General features: G+C 74.2%; 17 protein-coding genes. 9 read left to right on the forward strand and 8 right to left on the reverse strand.

The annotated features are described in order from the left end of the window. Positions 1-164: 164 nt before the first annotated feature. The 3 genes from O2V61_RS20635 to O2V61_RS20645 all read right to left on the reverse strand — a co-directional run bounded on the left by O2V61_RS20635 (position 165) and on the right by O2V61_RS20645 (position 2,049). Positions 165-311 (reverse strand): hypothetical protein, encoded by a 147-nt coding sequence (locus O2V61_RS20635; protein WP_269185140.1) that lies wholly within the window; start codon positions 309-311, stop codon positions 165-167. An 84-nt stretch (positions 312-395) separates the two neighbouring features. Further along, positions 396-1,061, reverse strand: coding sequence for a hypothetical protein (locus O2V61_RS20640; RefSeq protein WP_269185141.1), 666 nt, complete (start codon positions 1,059-1,061; stop codon positions 396-398). Between the two features lie 19 nt (positions 1,062-1,080). Continuing rightward, positions 1,081-2,049 (reverse strand): TIGR03557 family F420-dependent LLM class oxidoreductase, encoded by a 969-nt coding sequence (locus tag O2V61_RS20645; protein ID WP_269185142.1) that lies wholly within the window; start codon positions 2,047-2,049, stop codon positions 1,081-1,083. A gap of 108 nt (positions 2,050-2,157) precedes the next feature. On the opposite strand from O2V61_RS20645, the gene O2V61_RS20650 reads away from it, so the two are divergent. Together O2V61_RS20650 and O2V61_RS20655 are read left to right on the forward strand one after the other, a co-directional pair. Beyond that, positions 2,158-3,057 carry an SMP-30/gluconolactonase/LRE family protein gene (locus O2V61_RS20650; protein ID WP_269185143.1) on the forward strand — a complete coding sequence of 300 codons (900 nt, stop codon included), beginning with the start codon at positions 2,158-2,160 and terminating at the stop codon, positions 3,055-3,057. 141 nt (positions 3,058-3,198) lie between these two features. Then, positions 3,199-4,041 (forward strand): hypothetical protein, encoded by an 843-nt coding sequence (locus O2V61_RS20655; protein WP_269185144.1) that lies wholly within the window; start codon positions 3,199-3,201, stop codon positions 4,039-4,041. A gap of 11 nt (positions 4,042-4,052) precedes the next feature. On the opposite strand, the gene O2V61_RS20660 is transcribed toward O2V61_RS20655, so the two are convergent. Beyond that, positions 4,053-4,523, reverse strand: a complete 471-nt coding sequence (locus O2V61_RS20660) for an NUDIX domain-containing protein (protein ID WP_269185145.1) — start codon at positions 4,521-4,523, stop codon at positions 4,053-4,055. 107 nt (positions 4,524-4,630) lie between these two features. On the opposite strand from O2V61_RS20660, the gene O2V61_RS20665 reads away from it, so the two are divergent. Continuing rightward, complete coding sequence (locus O2V61_RS20665; protein ID WP_269185146.1) at positions 4,631-5,794, forward strand: RtcB family protein; 1,164 nt, start codon at positions 4,631-4,633, stop codon at positions 5,792-5,794. Between the two features lie 58 nt (positions 5,795-5,852). Here O2V61_RS20665 and O2V61_RS20670 read toward each other — a convergent pair whose 3' ends face one another. Both O2V61_RS20670 and O2V61_RS20675 read right to left on the reverse strand, forming a co-directional pair. Then, positions 5,853-6,620: a biosynthetic peptidoglycan transglycosylase gene (locus O2V61_RS20670; protein WP_269185147.1), complete on the reverse strand. Its 768-nt coding sequence runs from the start codon at positions 6,618-6,620 to the stop codon at positions 5,853-5,855. A 165-nt stretch (positions 6,621-6,785) separates the two neighbouring features. Beyond that, complete coding sequence (locus O2V61_RS20675) at positions 6,786-8,651, reverse strand: metallophosphoesterase (protein ID WP_269185148.1); 1,866 nt, start codon at positions 8,649-8,651, stop codon at positions 6,786-6,788. A gap of 127 nt (positions 8,652-8,778) precedes the next feature. Between O2V61_RS20675 and O2V61_RS20680 the strand changes: the two genes are divergently transcribed. Continuing rightward, positions 8,779-9,678: a hypothetical protein gene (locus O2V61_RS20680; protein ID WP_269185149.1), complete on the forward strand. Its 900-nt coding sequence runs from the start codon at positions 8,779-8,781 to the stop codon at positions 9,676-9,678. Positions 9,679-9,737: 59 nt separating this feature from the next. Here O2V61_RS20680 and O2V61_RS20685 read toward each other — a convergent pair whose 3' ends face one another. Next, positions 9,738-10,832, reverse strand: a complete 1,095-nt coding sequence (locus tag O2V61_RS20685; protein ID WP_269185150.1) for a DUF3048 domain-containing protein — start codon at positions 10,830-10,832, stop codon at positions 9,738-9,740. Positions 10,833-10,987: 155 nt separating this feature from the next. Beyond that, positions 10,988-11,395: a type IV pilus modification PilV family protein gene (locus tag O2V61_RS20690; protein ID WP_269185151.1), complete on the reverse strand. Its 408-nt coding sequence runs from the start codon at positions 11,393-11,395 to the stop codon at positions 10,988-10,990. A gap of 402 nt (positions 11,396-11,797) precedes the next feature. Between O2V61_RS20690 and O2V61_RS20695 the strand changes: the two genes are divergently transcribed. The 5 genes from O2V61_RS20695 (at position 11,798) to O2V61_RS20715 (ending at position 17,289) form a co-directional block, all read left to right on the forward strand. Beyond that, the gene (locus O2V61_RS20695; RefSeq protein ID WP_269185152.1) at positions 11,798-13,324 is read left to right on the forward strand and encodes a M20/M25/M40 family metallo-hydrolase; all 1,527 of its coding nucleotides are present in this window, start codon (positions 11,798-11,800) and stop codon (positions 13,322-13,324) included. Between the two features lie 153 nt (positions 13,325-13,477). Next, entirely contained in the window at positions 13,478-14,428 is a 951-nt protein-coding gene (locus O2V61_RS20700; RefSeq protein WP_269185153.1) for a threonine/serine dehydratase, read from the forward strand. A gap of 1 nt (position 14,429) precedes the next feature. Next, positions 14,430-15,623, forward strand: coding sequence for an amidohydrolase family protein (locus O2V61_RS20705; RefSeq protein ID WP_269185154.1), 1,194 nt, complete (start codon positions 14,430-14,432; stop codon positions 15,621-15,623). After that, complete coding sequence (locus tag O2V61_RS20710) at positions 15,620-16,066, forward strand: RidA family protein (RefSeq protein WP_269185155.1); 447 nt, start codon at positions 15,620-15,622, stop codon at positions 16,064-16,066. Before O2V61_RS20705 ends, O2V61_RS20710 begins: the two co-directional genes overlap by 4 nt. Beyond that, complete coding sequence (locus tag O2V61_RS20715) at positions 16,063-17,289, forward strand: M20 family metallo-hydrolase (RefSeq protein ID WP_269185156.1); 1,227 nt, start codon at positions 16,063-16,065, stop codon at positions 17,287-17,289. The genes O2V61_RS20710 and O2V61_RS20715 overlap by 4 nt, the downstream gene beginning before the upstream one ends. Positions 17,290-17,308 lie beyond the last annotated feature (19 nt).

Below are 17,308 nucleotides of genomic sequence, written 5' to 3' on the forward strand. Positions count from 1 at the left end.
AGCCAGCGGGGCAGGTCGTGCAGGTCCAGCACCTGCTCGGCCGGCGGCGAGGTCACGCCGACCGCGCGGCTGATCGAGCTGTCGAGCTCGATCAGCCGCAACGTCGGTTGGTGTCGGTTCGGACCCACAGGTCCTGACCGGGTCCCGACGGGGAGGCGCCGGGGTCAGCCGCGCCGGGTGGTGCCGCCGCTCTTCTTGCCGCGCATGGAGGAGATCGCGCTCTTGATCTTGCGCTGGTTCTCCGGCTTCTGTGCGGCCGACATGGCCTTCTTCGCCGCCGCGCCCTTGGTGAGCTTGCTGAGCATGCCCATGGTCATCTCCTTGTCTCGGTGCTCCTGCTGGTCACTGGACGATGCCCACCCAGCCGGCGCTCAACCGGCGCGGGGCGGTCTCGTTCAGCTGGGCGTCGGCCGTTCCTCCTCGGCGTCCTGGTCGTCCTCCTCGGATTCGTCCTCGTCGTCCAGGGCGTCCCCCAGACCGCTGTCCCGGGCGAGCAGGTAGGTCGCCCCGCCCAGCAGGGCGCCGGCGATCACCGAGAGGACCACGACGACCGGTGGGCTGACCGGCCCGAGCGCCCAGGTGAGCAGCGAGCGGGAGCGCGAGGTCGGGTCCGCCAGCACCACCCCCACGAAGACGGCGGCCAGCACGCCGGCGCCGGCCGCGAAGAAGCCCGAGGCGCGGCCGGTCCACCCCAGGCGGTCGGCGAGCTCCCGGGCCGCCCGCACGATCCGGCCGGCCCGGAGCACCCGGAGCGCGCCGACCGCCCGGACCAGCCGGAGCAGCTGGACCGGTCCGACGGCGAGCACGATCGCCACCAGCACGGCGAAGCTCAGCGCCAGCAGCCCCAGGTGTCCGCGGATCCAGGCGCGCTTGTCCTCGGCCACCACCAGCAGCACGACCGCCTCGCCGACGAGGACGGCGCCGCTGGCGATGTCCACCCAGCGGCCGGCGGTGCCCAGTGGCCCGCCGGCGAAGGTCAGGAACATCGCCGGCACCGAGGCCAGCGCCGCGACCAGGACCGGGAGCGCCAGCCGGCGTTCCCACCGCTCCTCCCGGCTCACGGCTCACCCCGCACAGCGATCAGGACGACGGGGTCAGCGAACGCACCCGCTCGATGAGCTCGCTCTTGCAGACCTCGAGGAACCCGTCGGGGTCCGGACCGGCGTTCTGGAAGACGATGTGGTCGAAGCCCGCGTCGACGTAGGGCTGCGCCTGCTGCACGTGCCGGTCGAGGTCCGGGCCGCAGGAGAACTGCCCCTTGATGTCCTCGGCGGTCACCGTGCTGCTGGCGGCGTCGAAGTTGACCGGGTTGGGCAGCTCGCTCATCACCTTCCAGCCGGACAGCGCCCAGCGGCTGGTCTTCAGCGCCTCCTGCGCCGCGGCGTCCTCGTCCGGCGCCCAGGCCATCGGCACCTCGCAGTACTTCGGCCCGCTGCCACCGTGCTCGACGTAGGCCTGGACCAGCTCGGGCTTGGGCTCGGTTGTGAACAGCCCACTGCCGTACTGGGCCGCGAGCTTGGAGGCCCCCGGGCCACCGCTGGCGACGGCGATCACCGGCAGCTGGTCGGGCAGGTCGAAGACCCGGGCGTCCTCCAGGGTGAGGTAGTCCCCCTCGTAGGACTGGTAGCCGCCCTGCCACAGCAGGTTGATGATCTCCAGGGCCTCGCGCAGCATGTGGTGCCGGATCCGGACCGCCGGCCAGCCGCCGCCGACGACGTGCTCGTTGAGCCGCTCACCGGCCCCGATGCCCAGGGTGAACCGGTTGCCCGACAGGATCTGCACCGTCGCCGCGGCCTGGGCGATGACCGCCGGGTGGTACCGGATGATCGGGCAGGTCACCCCGGTGGCCAGGCCGATCCGCTCGGTCTTCGCCGCCATGCTGCCGAGCATCGACCAGGTGAACCCGCTGTGGCCCTGCTCCTCCAGCCACGGGTGGTAGTGGTCGCTGAGCTCGACGAAGTCGAAGCCGGCCTCCTCGGCGGCCACCGTCTGCTCGACGATCTGCATCGGGCTGAAGGCCTCGGTGGCGAGTTTGTAGCCGACCTGCATGGGGTGTCCCTCCGTCGTCCACTGCGGTGTCGTCCTGCCGGTGCCCGGGCGGCCGGGACAGGAAACCGGGAGCTGTCCGCGGGGCGCTGCCCTGGCTAGGGTCCGGACATGACGACGAGGTCACTCACCACCCTGTTCACCGGCGGCGCCTTCTTCGAGGGCCCGCGCTGGTACGACGGCACCTGGTGGGTGTCCGACTTCTACCGGCGGACGATCAGCCGGATCAGCACCGACGGCGTCGAGCAGGTGGTGGCCGAGGTGGCCGGGCAGCCGTCGGGGCTGGGCTGGCTGCCCGACGGCACCCTGGTCGCCGTCTCGATGAAGGACCACCGGCTGCTCCGGGTCGCCGACGGGCGGACCACCGAGCTGGCCGACCTCACCGAGCACTGCGGCGGCCACCTCAACGACCTGGTGGTGGACGGGGCCGGGCGGGTCTTCGTCGGCGACTTCGGCTTCGACCTGATGGGCGGCGGCGCGGCCCGCACCGCGTCGCTGAAGCGGGTCGACCCGGACGGCACGGTGACCGTGGTCGCCGAGGGGCTGCAGTTCCCCAACGGCATGGCCATCACGCCGGACGGCGGCACGCTGCTGGTCGACGAGACCCTGGGGAACCGGGTCACCGCCTTCGACCTCTCCCCCGACGGCTCGCTCACCGACCGGCGGGTGTTCGCCCAGCTCGGCCCGGAGGTCACCGGGGCCACCACCGAGGAGGTGCTCGGCCAGCTGGTGGTCGCCCCCGATGGCTGCGCCCTGGACGCCGAGGGCCACCTCTGGATCGCCGACGCGGTCGGCGGCCGGGCGGCCCGGCTCTCCCCCGGCGGCGAGGTGGTCGACGAGGTGCGGGCGCCCGAGGGGCTGGGGGTGTTCGCCTGCGCCCTCGGCGGGGACGACGGCCGGACCCTGCTGCTGTGCAGTGCGCCGGACTTCTACGAGCACAACCGCGCGCCGGCGCGCGAGGCGGTCCTGCTGACCACCACGGTCGACGTCCCGCACGCCGGCCACTCCTGATCGATGGGGCGGCCGATCGAGGTGGGCCGCCGGCCCGGATGCGCCGGGGCCGGCGGTCCGCGCTCGTCGGCCTAGGATGGTCAGCTCGCGCGACGGGCGGCGGCATCCGGCACCGTCCATCACCCGAGGAGTTGTTCGGCGTTGCTGCCTGTCGTCCGGCCCGGTCGTCTGCTGCTGATCACCGCCCTCGCGACCCTGCTGGTCAACGCCACCTCCGCGACGCTGCGGCTCGTGGGGCTGTCCCTGCCGGGCTCCGGCACGCGGACCGGCGGGCGCCCCACCGAGGAACCGTTCCCCGGCTTCACCACGTTGACCGAGCAGTTCTCCACGGACGCCGAGGCCAACCTGGCGGTCTGGTTCTCCGGCCTGCTGCTCCTGATGGTCGCCCTCGTCAGTGCCGGCATCTGGCTCACCCTCCGGCGCCAGGGCGCGTCCGGACGCTGGCCGTGGCTGCTGCTCAGCCTGCTGTTCTTCTACGTGTCGTTGGACGAGGTCGCGGTCCTGCACGAGCTGGCCACCCCGCTGATGGGTCAGGTGGTCGACGCGCGCGGGGCCCTCACGTTCACCTGGGTCGTGCTGGCCGCACCGATCGTCGTCGTCCTGGCGGTGCTGTTCCTGCCCTTCCTCTGGCGACTGGAGCACCGCACCGGGCTGCTGCTGGCGCTCTCCGGCGTGGTGTTCGTGAGCGGGGCACTCGGACTGGAGCTGCTCGGTGGCTGGGTGATCGACGGCAACAGCAGCCCGTTCAGCACGCCCTACGTCTGGATCACGACGGTCGAGGAGCTGCTGGAGAACCTCGGTACCGTCCTGGCCCTCTACGCGGTCACCCGGCACGCGGCGCTCACGTTCGGGGAGGACGCCGACCCCCCGTCCGACCGGCCGGCGGCCATCGCCTCCGGGTCACCCGAGGGCCAGGTCTCCGGGTCACCCGAGGGCCGGGCGTGGACCGACCGGACCGCTGACCACCCGACCCCCGCCCGGTAGCGCCCGGCCGCTCACGCCGCGACGCGGGCCAGCAGTCGGTCCAGGAACGGCACCTGGCCACGCACCAGCGCCACCCGGGCCTCCTCGACGGAGAACCAGTCCGCCCGGTCGATCTCCGGGAACTGCTGGACCCGGCCCGACCGGGGCGGCCACTCCAGGTCGAAGGTGTTGCTGGTGCAGGCCGTGGCGTCCAGGTCGCCCTCCCCGGCGAAGACGGTGAGCAGCTTGCCGCTGGTCACCCGCAGCTCCCCCAGGTCGAGGAACGTCTGCGCCGGCACCGGCGAGCCGAGCTCCTCGGCGAACTCCCGGCGGGCCACGTCCAGCGGCTCCTCGCCCGGCCCGTGCTCGCCCTTGGGGATCGACCACCCACCGGCGTCCTTGCGCGCCCAGAACGGGCCACCCATGTGCCCGAGCAGCACCTCGACGTCGCCGTCCCCGGCGACCCGGTAGAGCAACACACCGGCACTCCTCCTGGCGGGCACGCCCGGCAGCGTGCCATGTCCCGGACGGGGTAATCCGGGTGCGGCCGGCCCTTCGGGGGGCCAGAGTCGCGACTTCGGCCTCAGGGACGACCGGACAGGAAGGGACCATGGAGACCATCAGCGGACGCCTGCTCAGTTGGGCGTCCATCCTCGAGCCGAGCACCCGCGAGCAGGCCGAGCGGACCGCGGCGATGCCGTTCGTCCGGCCGCACCTGGCCCTGATGCCCGACGCCCACCTGGGCAAGGGCGCGACCGTGGGCTCGGTCATACCGACCGAGGGCGCCATCATCCCGGCGGCGGTCGGGGTGGACATCGGCTGCGGGATGCGGGCCGTGCGCACCCAGTTCGACGCCGCCGACCTGGCCGGCCGGGACCTGTCCGTGCTGCACGGGCAGATCTCGCGTGCAGTGCCACTGTCGGCCGGTCGGTACAACAGGAGGGTCCTGCCCACGGCCGAGCCCCGGGTCGAGGAGTTGCGGGCGCTGCCCGGCGTGGCCCAGGCCGACGGCGCCGCCGGCACCTGGCCGCTGCAGCTGGGGTCGCTCGGCTCGGGCAACCACTTCATCGAGGTGTCGCTGGACGAGCAGGACCGGGTCTGGCTGTTCCTGCACTCCGGCTCCCGCGGGGTCGGCAACAAGCTCGCCTCGGTGCACATCCGCCGGGCCCAGGAGCGGTGCCGCGCGCTCGGCATCGAGCTGGCCGACCGCGACCTGGCTTACCTGGAGGAGGGGACGACGGAGTTCGACGCCTACCTCGAGGCGCTGCGCTGGGCGCAGCGGTTCGCCGTTCTCAACCGGGAAGAGATGATGGACCGGGTCGTCGAGCAGCTGGGCAGGTTCCTCCGCGACGACGTCCAGCGGCTGGAGACCGTGGACTGCCACCACAACTACACCGAGCGCGAACGGCACGACGGGCGCGACGTGTGGCTGTCCCGCAAGGGCGCGATCAGCGCCCGGAAGGGGCAGGCCGGGCTGATCCCGGGCTCGATGGGGACGGCGTCCTACGTCGTCTCCGGGCTGGGCAACCCGGCCGCGCTGATGTCGGCTCCGCACGGCGCGGGGCGCAACCACTCGCGCACCGCCGCGCGCCGGCTGTTCAGCCGGGCGGACCTGGAGCAGCGGATGACCGGGATCGCCTGGGGGCACTCCGACGCGTTCCTGGACGAGCACCCGGACGCCTACAAGCCGATCGACCAGGTGATGGCCGACGCGGCCGACCTGGTGGAGGTCCGGCACACGCTGCGGCAGATCGTCAACGTCAAGGGCGACTGATGAAGGACCCCGTCTCCCTCATCCCTCGCAAGCTCGGGACGAGCCTCCAGACGGGGCCTCAACTACTGACCAGGCCCCAGTCCTCGGTGGCGATCGTGTCGGCCCGCACGCGGGTGAGCACGCCCGCGTCGACCAGCCGGTCCAGCACGTGGGCCTGCCGCTGCGCGGCGAGGTCGGGGTGCACCAGCGGGTCGTAGGCGGTGGGCGCCTGGAACAGGCCGGCGAGCAGCGTCGCCTGTGCCCAGCTCAGCTGGTCGGGCGGGACCCCGAAGTAGCCCGCGGTGGCCGCGGGCAGCCCGACGAAGCCGTGCCCGTAGTACCCGTTGTCGAGGTACATCCGCAGCAGGTCGTCCTTGCTGTACGCGGCGTCCAGCTTGAGGGCGAGGAGGACGGCCTCGGCCTTCTGCACCGGGCCGTTCTCCCCGTCCAGGTAGACGTTCTTGGCCAGTTGCTGCACCAGCGTCGACCCACCCTGGTCGGTGCCCGACAGCAGCCCCCAGAACGCCCGGACGGCACCGGTCGGGCTGACCCCGGGGTGGTGGGCGAAGCCGGCGTCCTCGGTGGCGAGCAGGGCCTGCACGAAGGCCGGCGCAGGTTCCACCTGCAGCGCGGGCGCACCGTTCTCGGCCAGGTGCGCGGCGACCCGGGCCGCGGCGTCGTCGACCGCCGGCGTGCGCACCCAGCCGACGCCGACCACGGCCACGCCGAGGACCACCAGCACGGTGGCGAGCGCACCGAGGCGGCGCGCCACCCGCCGGGGCCAGGACCGCCGGGCGGGCACGGGCCCGCCGGGCACGTGGACACGCTGCAGGGTGCCTGCGGACACCGACCGACCACCTCCCGTCCCGGCCACACCGGGACCGGTACGGCACCGATCATGATCAGTGCCGGACGCGGTCCCGGGGAGCCCGGACGGTGGCCGGGGCGGCTCAGGGCGCCGGATCCCACCCTTCCGGGGGACCGCCGGGACGGGTGTCCCTCAGCGGAGGGCTCACTCCGACAGCGGCCAGGGGCGCTGGTCGCTGATGCCGAGCTCCGTGCCGCACAGGCGGTCGGGATCGATGTCCTGCGGGCGGAAGTACACCGTCGAGGCGGTGACGTCGTCGCCGAACTCCTGCGGTGAGTCCGCCGCGGGCGGGGCGACGAGCACGGGCTGATCGGACTCGATCGAGAAGCGGATGACCCGGGTGAACTGGCAGTCGGCGGCCACCGACACGATGCTGAACTGGATCGGCGGGCGGCCTTCGCCGCGGGCTATGTTGTCCAGCCCGCCGGCCCCGGTGGTCCCCTCCACCAGGTCGATCCCGCCGTCCTCGCCCTGGATCTCGGAGCTGTCGTTCTGGCGGTGCACGTGGCCGGAGACCGTCTGCCGGATCCGCCCGGGGAGGACCTCGCGCAGCTCCTCGGCGGCGACCGGTTCGTGCACCGCGAAGACGTCGATGGCCTCCAGGTCCGCCGGGGCGTCCCCCGCCGCGGCGAGGGCGCCGTCCGGCACGGCAGCCCCGTCGCCGACGGGGGAGCCCGCCTCCGCTGCCGCCGCCCCGTCGGTGGGGACGTCCTCCTCGGCCACCGCGATCTCCTCGTCGGCCGGGATCTCCTCGTCCGCCGGCACGCCGAGCGCCTCCCGGACGGCCTCGCGCTGCAGGCCCTCCACCACGTCGGGTGCGTCGGCGCCGTACCGGCCCGGGCCTCCGTAGACCCGGGGGTCCGACAGGCCGGCGACGGTGAGCCCGTAGGCGTCCACGATGCCGGCGGTGACGTCGTAGCCACCCTCGGTGGCGACCTTGTCACCCAGCACCGTGACGCCCGGGATGGTGCGCATGACCTCCACCGTGGCCGGGGAGTCGTGGTTGCCGGCCACCCAGAGCATCGGGGCGACGGAGGTGAGGGCGGTGATCCCCTCGAGGTAGGCCGGCGTCAGCTCCTGGCGGGTGCCGAACGCGCTCTCGTCACCGGCGTTGATGATCAGGTCGACGTCGTAGTTCTCCGCGTACCGCGCCACGAGCGGGTAGGTGGCCGACAGGTGCATGTCGGAGATGGTCATGATCTGCAGCGCCGTCGCCGGCGTCTGGGCGTCGTCGATCTGCGCCTGCAGAGCCGCCTGGATGCCGACCACCGAGCCCAGCACGTCCAGCGCCTTGTTCGACTGGCTGTAGTAGGCGGTCAGCTCGCTGGGGAACAGCTGCGCCGCGGCGAGCGTGCCGGTCAACTGGGAGTCGCGGACCCAGTTCGGGTTGTAGCTGAGCACCCCGTACCCGGCGACGGCCACCGTGACGGCGGCGGCGCCCGCCGCCTGCAGCGCGCGATGCCGCAGCTCGTCCGGGCGGCGCGGCCGGCCCCGCAGGTAGCGGACCGACATGTTGATCGCCGCGGCGATCAGCAGACCGGCGAGCAGGCCGAGCATGAGCTCGGCGATGAGCCAGGCGGCGATCCTCGGCACCTGGGCCGCGAAGTCGGCCTGCATCCGCTCCACGAAGCCGGGCAGGTCCCCACCGGCCAGCCGGGTCAACTGCAGGACGTCGACGTCGACCGGGCTGATGTGCACGCCGAACGGCACGCCGCTGACCTCGGGGAACTCCCAGCTGCCCAGCGTGGTGTCGGCGCTGAGCCCCGGCCGGCTGAGCAGCGTGCCCCGCACCTCGAACGGCACGCCCTGCACCGTGGCCTGGTACGGGAACGCACGCAGCGCCGCGGCGGCGCAGACCAGCGGCAGGACCAGCCGGAGCGCCCAGCGCAGCAGCACCTCGAGGACGTGGGAGGCGCCCGATCCGGTGCGCCGGGCGATCTGCTCCGCCTGCTGCCGGCGGGTGAACGGAAGGGGAAGGGGGAGCTGGTCCCCGCCCCGGGTGCTTGACATCGGGGTCGATCCTCCCGCCTACCAGGACACACCGCCGCGCTGCCCTGTCCCTCCGGCGCGTCCTCCGGGGCCCCCGGCCCAGGAAATGGGGCCGGAGGTGACGTGCTCCCGGCCCGGCGTGGGACCCTTGACCCTGACTGACGACGACGCGCTCGCTGACTCGCCGCCGACGAACGGGGCTCCCTTGGCACTGATCACCTGCCCCACCTGCAATTCCGAGGAGATCTCGGGCAAGCCGCAGCCGGACGGCCGGCTGCTGATCCACTGCGACGACTGCGGCGCCGAGTGGTTGCGCGGGGAGACCCGCCGCGACCCGGCCCGGCCCGCCGTCCAGTCCTTCGACTCCTTGCAGGCGGCCTTCCCGACCCCGGCCGACGTCCGTCCCGACGTGCGGGAGCGGGTGATGCTGCTGCAGTCGGAGTTCGCCATGGACCGGCCCGAGCCGGACCCGGACGTCGAGCCCTACCGCGAGCGGTACGCCGCGCTGTTCACCCGCGAGAACCTGCCGTCGGCGACGCCGGAGCAGCTGCTGCACTTCGCCAACTCCACGACCGTGGCCGACCCGGGCAACGTGTCCGGCTTCAACCGGGCGTGGAAGACCGCCGGCCCGGACAAGGCGGCCACCCAGGTGCGCGCGACGATCGAGCACCTGCTGTACGGGCCGGAGAGCCTGCGGCTCGAGGACCGGATGACCCAGCTGATCGACGGCAGCAAGAAGGGCCTGGGCTTCCCGTCCTTCAAGGAGGCGCTGCTGACGAAGGTCCTCTGCGTCGTGGAGCCCGAGCGCTTCCTGCCCGTGGTGCGGTACACCGCCGCCAACGGTGGCAAGAAGGAGCTGGCCAAGACGGTGTTCGAGCTCGACCTCCCGCCCGTGGAGAAGACGGCGTGGACGAGTGGCCGGCTGGCCGTCTGGAGCAACGACCTGCTGCGCTCGCTGGTCGGCAACGACCTCCCCGACCTGCAGCAGGCAGCCCGCTTCCTGCAGTGGGCCAAGTCCCGCCCGGTGCTGTCCCGCAGCGACAGCTGACGCCCCGCAGCGACAGCTGACCGCCCCGCCCCCGTCCCCGGGTGCGGGGCGTTCGGCGTTCAGCTGACGGCGACCGCGCCGCCGGAGTCGGGCACCAGTTCCACCCAGGTGTTCCCCGGAGCCAGCCGGACCGGGTTGCCGTCGGCCCCGCGCAGCACCACGCGCTCACCGACGCCGGTCTTGACCCAGGTGGCGGCCACCGTCTTCCCACCCGTGGCGACCAGGGCCTCGCCGTCGGCGACCAGCACGGTCTCGGGCACCGCGTTGCCGGCCGGGTCGCGGGCCGCGGTCGGTCGGACGGCGACCCGGAGCACGACCACGTTGGTGGCGCCGAGCCGGGCACCGTCGGCCTCGACGGCGGGGGTGCCCCCCTCGGAGCGCAGCCACCGGGCGTCGGGCGGGCTCCAGGTCCACTGCGGGTGGCTGACCCCGGTGAGGGTCAGCGCCAGGTTCGTCGCCGGCGTACCGGCGGTCACCGCGGTGGCCTGGTCGGCCGTGGCGGCCAGGTCGAACTGGGGAGGCGGCGCCGCCCGATGGGCGGGGTCTGCCTGGGCGAGGAAGAGCAGCGGATCGGCGTGCACGTTGTGCGGGGCCGGGCGATCGGTGGTGCGGGAGAAGCCGCCGGCGCCAGCGTCGTTGCTGAGCACCTGCATCCCGGCGTCGGCCACCGCGTCGACGTAGCCGGGCAGGCCACCGGAGAAGGCGAACAGCCCGTGCAGCGGGGCGGCGATCGCCGCGTCCATCGGACGCACGGACCGGATCGGCCCGATCCGGGCCGGGAGGTTCGAGTGGTAGACCGCGACGTAGCGGGTGATGCCGCCCTCCACGACCTGCTCCCACACCAGGTCGGCGGCGCCCAGGCCGGTCTGCGGCCGAGCCGAGACGGAGTTCTCGACCTTCACGGCGAGCGCGGGGCGGGGATCGACCGGGCCGCTCTCCAGCCCGGTGAGGGGCCAGAGCACCGGCGGAGGTGGCGGCGGAGGAGGCGGCGGCGTCGCCGTGCTGCTCTCCGCGACGGCCGTCGTCCCGGTCGAGCCGCCACAGGCGGCAGCGCCGGCCAGGGCCACCCCCACCAGCAGTGCTGCCGCGAGAGAGCGGTGGGCGCGGCGCCGGGTCGCCCGGCCGGCGTCGGCGGAGGAACGGCGAGGGGCCACGGCGGGTGCTCCAGCGTCGGGGGGATGCGGGCGGTCGGGCCACCGTAGGTGGGTGCGGAGCCCGGATCGGGCTCCGCACCGCCGACGCACCAGGCGGTGCGTCCCCCTCGTCCCACGGGCCTCAGCCCGGGGGCGGGACCGGGTGCCGGCCCGCCTCAGTCGCCGGTGTAGGCGGCGACGCCGAAGTGCTGCTCGCCGTCCTCGTCCTCCTGGACCAGGACGGTGTAGGCCTGGCCACCGATGACGGCCGCACAGGTGTCGCCCTCGCACTCCACGGTCTCGACGGTGGCGCCCTGGCCGCCGACGACCGCGACGAAGGCCGCCTCGGTGTCGGCGTTCGCGTCGTCGGCCTGCTGGTGGTACCAGGACAGGCCGCCGATCGCGAGGGCTGCGACGATGACCGCGACCAGCACGGTGATCAGCGAGGTGGTGTGCCGGCTGACGAAGCCCGGCTCCTGCTCCGGCTGGACGGTCCCGTCGTCCGCGGGCTCGACGGGGGTGGCGCCGGGCTGGGTCGGGACCTCCTGCGTGGGGGTGGCCGGGGTGGTGCTGTCGGTGCTCATCTGGTGCGTGCCTCGTCTGTTCCGGGGTGGGACGCCGTGGGGCCGTCCGTGGTGGGCCGGCAACGGCGCCGGCCAGGTCAGCGCCGAACAGTGCCACACCCTCCGGTCGATACGGGCCGCTCCCAGGGAGCTGGGACCGGGTTCACAGCGGACGGGCAGTCAGGCGGGTCGACACCCAGTGCTGCGGTGTGTCGCCACGCCGTGTGTTCGTCTGCGCCGAATACGCCGATCGGTTCGGACCCGCCGTCGTCACCTGCACGTTCGCCGTCAGCACCGCACCTACATGCGGAACCGGACCGGCTCGGGACCGCCGGCGGGCTCTCGACGCGGACGCGGGACCGTGCCTAGGTTGCCGTCACCGGCCGCCCGACGGACCTGCGGCCGCTTCCCGGAAGGACGTCCATGTCGCGCCGCACCCGCCGATCCGCCCTCACCCTGGGCACCGCCGCCGCCACCTTCGCCGGCTCGGTGCTCCTGGCCGCACCGGCCAGCGCCGGGGGCAACCCGCACCCCCACGGCTTCGCCCAGCGGGTCTCCACCGAGGAGGTCGCCGCGCACCTCGCCGCCTTCCAGGAGATCGCCGACACCCACGGCGGCAACCGGGCCAGTGGCACGCCCGGGTACGACGCCTCGGCCGACTACGTGCAGCAGCTGTTGGAGGAGGCCGGCTACCAGGTGGAGCGGCAGTACTTCGACTTCGTGGCCTCGTCCACGACGGCCCAGGCGCTGACCGTGGCCGGCGCCGCGGTCGACGTCATCGCGATGGAGTACTCGCCGTCGGGCACGGTCACCGGGGCGCTCTCGGCGCTGGCCGCCGACGACGCGACGCCGGGCTGTGAGGCCGCCGACTACCCGGGGACGGTGGCCGGCACCGTCGTCCTGGTCTCCCGCGGCGCCTGCTCCTTCACGGTCAAGCAGCAGCTGGCCACCGCGGCCGGCGCGGTGGGCGTCCTGGTCTACAACAACATCGCCGACGAGCCGCTGAACGGCACCCTGGGCGAGGCCGTCCCCGGCGCCCCGGCCGGGGGGATCACCCAGGCGGCCGGGCAGGCGCTGCTCGGCCAGGTGGGGCAGCAGGCCACCCTCGACGTACAGGTCGAGGTCACCGAGACCGCCACCTCCAACGTCATCGCCCAGACCCCCTACGGCGACACCGACAACGTGATCATGCTCGGCGCCCACCTGGACTCGGTCCCCGACGGCCCCGGCATCAACGACAACGCCACCGGCTCGGCCGGCATCCTGCAGACCGCGCTCGAGCTCGCCGAGGTGAAGCCGACGCAGAACGCGGTGCGGTTCGCCTGGTGGGGTGCGGAGGAGTCCGGGCTCGTCGGATCCTGGGAGTACGTCGAGTCGCTGACCGAGGCCGAGCGCGGGCAGATCGCCGGATACCTCAACTTCGACATGATCGGGTCGCCGAACCACATCATCGGGGTGTACGACGCCGACGAGTCGACGTACACCGCACCGGTCGCGGTGCCGGAGGGGTCGACCTCGCTGGAGCAGGTCTTCACGGGCTACTTCGACCGCACCCAGCAGCCCTGGGTCGACACCGAGTTCTCCGGCCGGTCGGACTACCAGGGCTTCATCGAGTACGGCATCCCGGCCACCGGGCTGTTCACCGGCGCCGACGACATCAAGACCCCCGAGGAGGTCGCGCTCTTCGGCGGCACCGCCGGGATCCCGCACGACCCGAACTACCACTCCCCCGCCGACGACCTCAGCAACGTCGACCTGACCGCACTGGGCATCAACAGCCAGGCGATCGCCTTCGCCACGCTGTCGCTGGCCCAGGACCCCACCCCGCTGGACCTGACCGACAACCACCCGGGCAAGGCCAAGGGCAAGGGGAAGAGCAAGGGCGAGGGCAAGGGCGGGGACCGCGGGCAGGGCGCCAGCGGCAACCGGAGCACCGACGTGGCGGCCTGACCTCCCGCCGCTCCACCACGGGGCCGGACACCAGCTGGTGTCCGGCCCCGCTGCCGTCCCCGCCGGGTCGTGCCCGCCCGGTCGTGGCAGCCCGTCGCGGGGGGATAGCGTGCGGGAGCCGCCGCTCCCCGGACGGCCGGAGGAGGACGCTGCATGACGATCACCCGGTCCGACGTCCGGCAGGCGGCCGCCCGGATCGCGCCGTTCGTCCGGCGGACGCCGGTCGTCGTCCTGGCCGGCTCCGGCCTGGGGCTGCCGCACGACGTCCTCGTCAAGCTCGAGCAGCTCCAGCACTCCGGGTCGTTCAAGGCGCGCGGGGCGTTCAACACGCTGCTGGCCGCCGACGTCCCGGCCACCGGGGTGATCGCCGCCTCCGGCGGCAACCACGGCGCCGCCGTCGCGTACGCCGCCCAGCGGCTCGGGCACCGGGCCAGGGTCTATGTGCCCGCCGCCGCACCGGAGGCGAAGCTGGCGAGGATCCGGCGGTACGGCGCCGACGTGGTGGCGGTCGGCAACGACTACGCCGAGGCGTACCGGGCCAGCGTCGAGGAGGAGTCCCGCACCGGGGCGCTGCGGGTGCACGCCTACGACCAGCCCGAGGTGGTCGCCGGGCAGGGCACGGTCGCCCACGAGCTCAGCGAGCAGGCACCCGACCTGGACACGGTGCTCATCGCCGTCGGCGGCGGCGGCCTGATCGCCGGCTGCGCCAGCTGGTACACCGACAGCCTGCGCGTGGTCGGGGTCGAGCCGGAGCGCGCGCCGACGCTGCACGCCGCACGGGCGGCCGGGCACCCGGTGGACGTGGAGGTCGGCGGGCTGGCCGCCGACGCCCTCGGCGCCCGCCGGCTGGGTGCGATCGCCGCCGAGGTCGCCGACCGGTACGTCGACGAGGCCGTGCTGGTGCCGGACGAGGCGATCCGGGAGGCCCAGCGGCTGCTGTGGGAGGAGCTGCGGGTGCTCGCCGAACCCGGCGGCGCGACCGCGCTGGCCGCCCTGCTGTCCGGCGCGCACGTCGCTGCCGCCGGGGACCGGGTGGGCGTCGTGGTGTGCGGGGCGAACCTGGACCCGGCGTCCTGGTCGGTGCTGCCCGAGACGGGGGTCTGACGTGCCGGTGCTGCTGCGCGGCCTCGTCCTGCCCGTCCTCGCCGACCCGGTCCCGCGCGGTGCGGTGGTCGTCGAGGACGGCGTCATCACCTACGTCGGCCCCGCGTCCCGGGCCCCGCACCTGACCGGGGAGGTGACCGAGGTCGACGCCGGCGACGGCGCGGTGATCCCGGGGATGATCGACGCCCACGTGCACCTGGTCGCCGACGGCGCCGCCGACTTCGCGGGTTCGGTGCTGCGGTCGAACGGCGAGCAGCTGGCAGCGCGAGCCGCGGCCAACGCCCGGCGCACCCTGGCCGCCGGCACCGTCGCGGTGCGCGACCTGGGCGCCCCGGACGGGATCGCCATCGCCCTCGGGCAGCAGATCGCCGCCGGCCGGGTCCCCGGCCCGGAGGTCACCGCGGCCGGCCGGGCACTGACCGCCCCCGGCGGCCACATCCCCTACCTCGGCGTCGAGGTCCAGGGGCCCGCGGAGCTGGCCGCCGCCGCCCGGGCGGAGCTGACCACCGGCGCCGGGGGCATCAAGCTGGTCGCCACCGGTGGGGTGCTCACCCCGGGATCCGCCCTCGGCAACGCCCCCTTCGCCGAGGAGGAGCTCGCCGCGGCCGCCGCCGTCGCCCGGGCGCAGGGCCGGTGGGTCGCCGCGCACGCCATCGGCCACGAGGGCACCCAGCGGGCGCTGCGCGCGGGGGCGACCACCGTCGAGCACGGCTACCTGCTCGACGACGAGACGGTCGCGCTGATGGCCGCGACGGGCGCGGTGCTGGTGACCACCCAGGTCGCGGTGGCCCGGATGCTGCGCAACCGGCACCTCGTCGACCCGGCCGTGGTGGCCCGGGCCGAGGAGATCCAGGACGTCGCCGTCTCCTCGCTGCGGCGCGCGGCGCGGGCCGGCATCCCGATCGCCGGGGCCACGGACGCCGGCACCCCGTTCAACCCGCACGGTGGGGTCGCCGAGGAGGCGGCGCTGCTGGTGGCCGACATCGGGCTGACCACGGCGCAGGCGCTGCGGGCGGTCACCGCCACTGCGGCGTCCTGCCTGCTGCGGCCCGACCTCGGGCACCTGTCGGTCGGTGCTCCCGGGCACGTCCTCGTCACCGGCGGGGACCCGCTGGACGACGTGGCCGCCCTGGCCGACGTCCGCACCGTCGTCCTCGGCGGTCGGCTGCTCGACACCGCTGAGAGGACGACATGACCGACACCCCCACGATCTCCCTGCCCACCCCACCCCCACCGGGGGCCAACTACGTCTCCGCCCGCCGGCACGGCGACCTGCTCTTCATCGCCGGCCAGCTGCCCTTCGTCGACGGGCGGCTGCCGCGCACCGGCAAGGTCGGCGACACCGTCGACGTGCCGGCGGCCGCGGAGCTGGCCCGCCTGGCGGCGCTCAACGGGCTCGCCGTCGCCGACGCATCCCTCGGGTCGCTGGCCGACGTCTCGGTCGTGCAGCTCACCGTCTTCGTCGCCAGCACGTCCGACTTCACCGAGCAGCACCTGGTGGCCAACGGCGCCAGCGACGTCCTGATCGAGGTGCTCGGCGAGCGCGGCCGGCACGCCCGCACCGCCGTCGCCACCCCGGTGCTGCCGCTGGACACCCCGGTCGAGGTCCAGCTCGTCCTCGGGGTCGGTGCCCCGTGACCGCCGTGCACGTCGACGAGCAGCTGCTGAACACCTACGTCACCGAACTGGGCGCCCTCGGCGAGACCCCCGACGGCATGTACCGGTTCGTGTACGACGAGGCGTGGCAGCGGGCGCGAGACACCCTGCTCCGCTGGATCGACGAGGCCGGCCTCGAGGGCCGGGTCGACGCGGTGGGCAACGTCTTCGGGCGGTTGCCGGGCTCCGGCGACGGGGTCGTCCTCACCGGTTCGCACGTCGACACCGTGCCCTCCGGCGGCAAGTACGACGGCGCGCTCGGCGTCGTCGGCGGGCTGGCGGCGCTGGCCGCGCTGCGCGCCCAGCACGGCACCCCGACCACGAGCGTGGAGGTCGTCGCGCTGTGCGAGGAGGAGAGCAGCCGCTTCCCGGCCAACTTCTTCGGCACCCGCGGGATGCTCGGCCTGATCAGCCCGGACGAGCCCGACCGGCTCCGCGACCGGGACGGGGTGCTGCTCGCCGACGCCATGCGGCAGGCCGGCCTGGACCCGGCGGCGATCGCGAGCGCGGAACGGCACGACCTCCGCGCCTTCCTGGAACTGCACATCGAGCAGGGCCGGGTGCTGGCCGACGAGGGCGTCGACGTGGGGCTGGTGGAGGTCATCCCGGGCATCGCCTGGGAGACGGTCACCGTGCACGGCCGGCAGGACCACGCCGGCGCCACGCCGATGGACCTGCGCCGCGACGCCCTGCAGGCGGCGGCGCAGATGGCACGGGAGATCACCACCGCGGTCGAGCAGGAGGGCCGGCCGGCCGTGGTCACCACCGGACGCTGGACCGTCGAGCCCGGCCAGCCGAGCATCGTGCCGGGCCTGGCCCGGTTCTCCGTCGACCTCCGGCACCCCGACCTCGGGGTCCGCGACCGGCTGCTGGACACGGTGCACCGGATCTGCACGGCCGTGGCCGAGCGGCACGGGGTGGAGGTGGACGTCGTCCGGGACAAGGACGAGGAGCCGGCGACGATGGACGCCGACCTGCTGGAGGTGCTCCGCGGCTCGGCCGAGGAGTGCGCGGCCAGCTGGCGGCGGATGCCCAGCGGCGCCGGTCACGACAGCCAGCTGATGGCCTCCCGGGTGCCGACCGCGATGGTCTTCGTGCCCAGCGTCGAGGGCCGCTCGCACACCCCGGCGGAGTACACCTCCCCCGCCGACTGCGCCCGCGGCGCCTCCGTCCTCGCGACCGCCCTCCACCGCCTCGCCTGGTGACCCACCCCGGGGCAGAAAT

The organism is Modestobacter sp. VKM Ac-2985 (assembly GCF_026967925.1).
Taxonomy (GTDB): Bacteria; Actinomycetota; Actinomycetes; order Mycobacteriales; family Geodermatophilaceae; genus Modestobacter.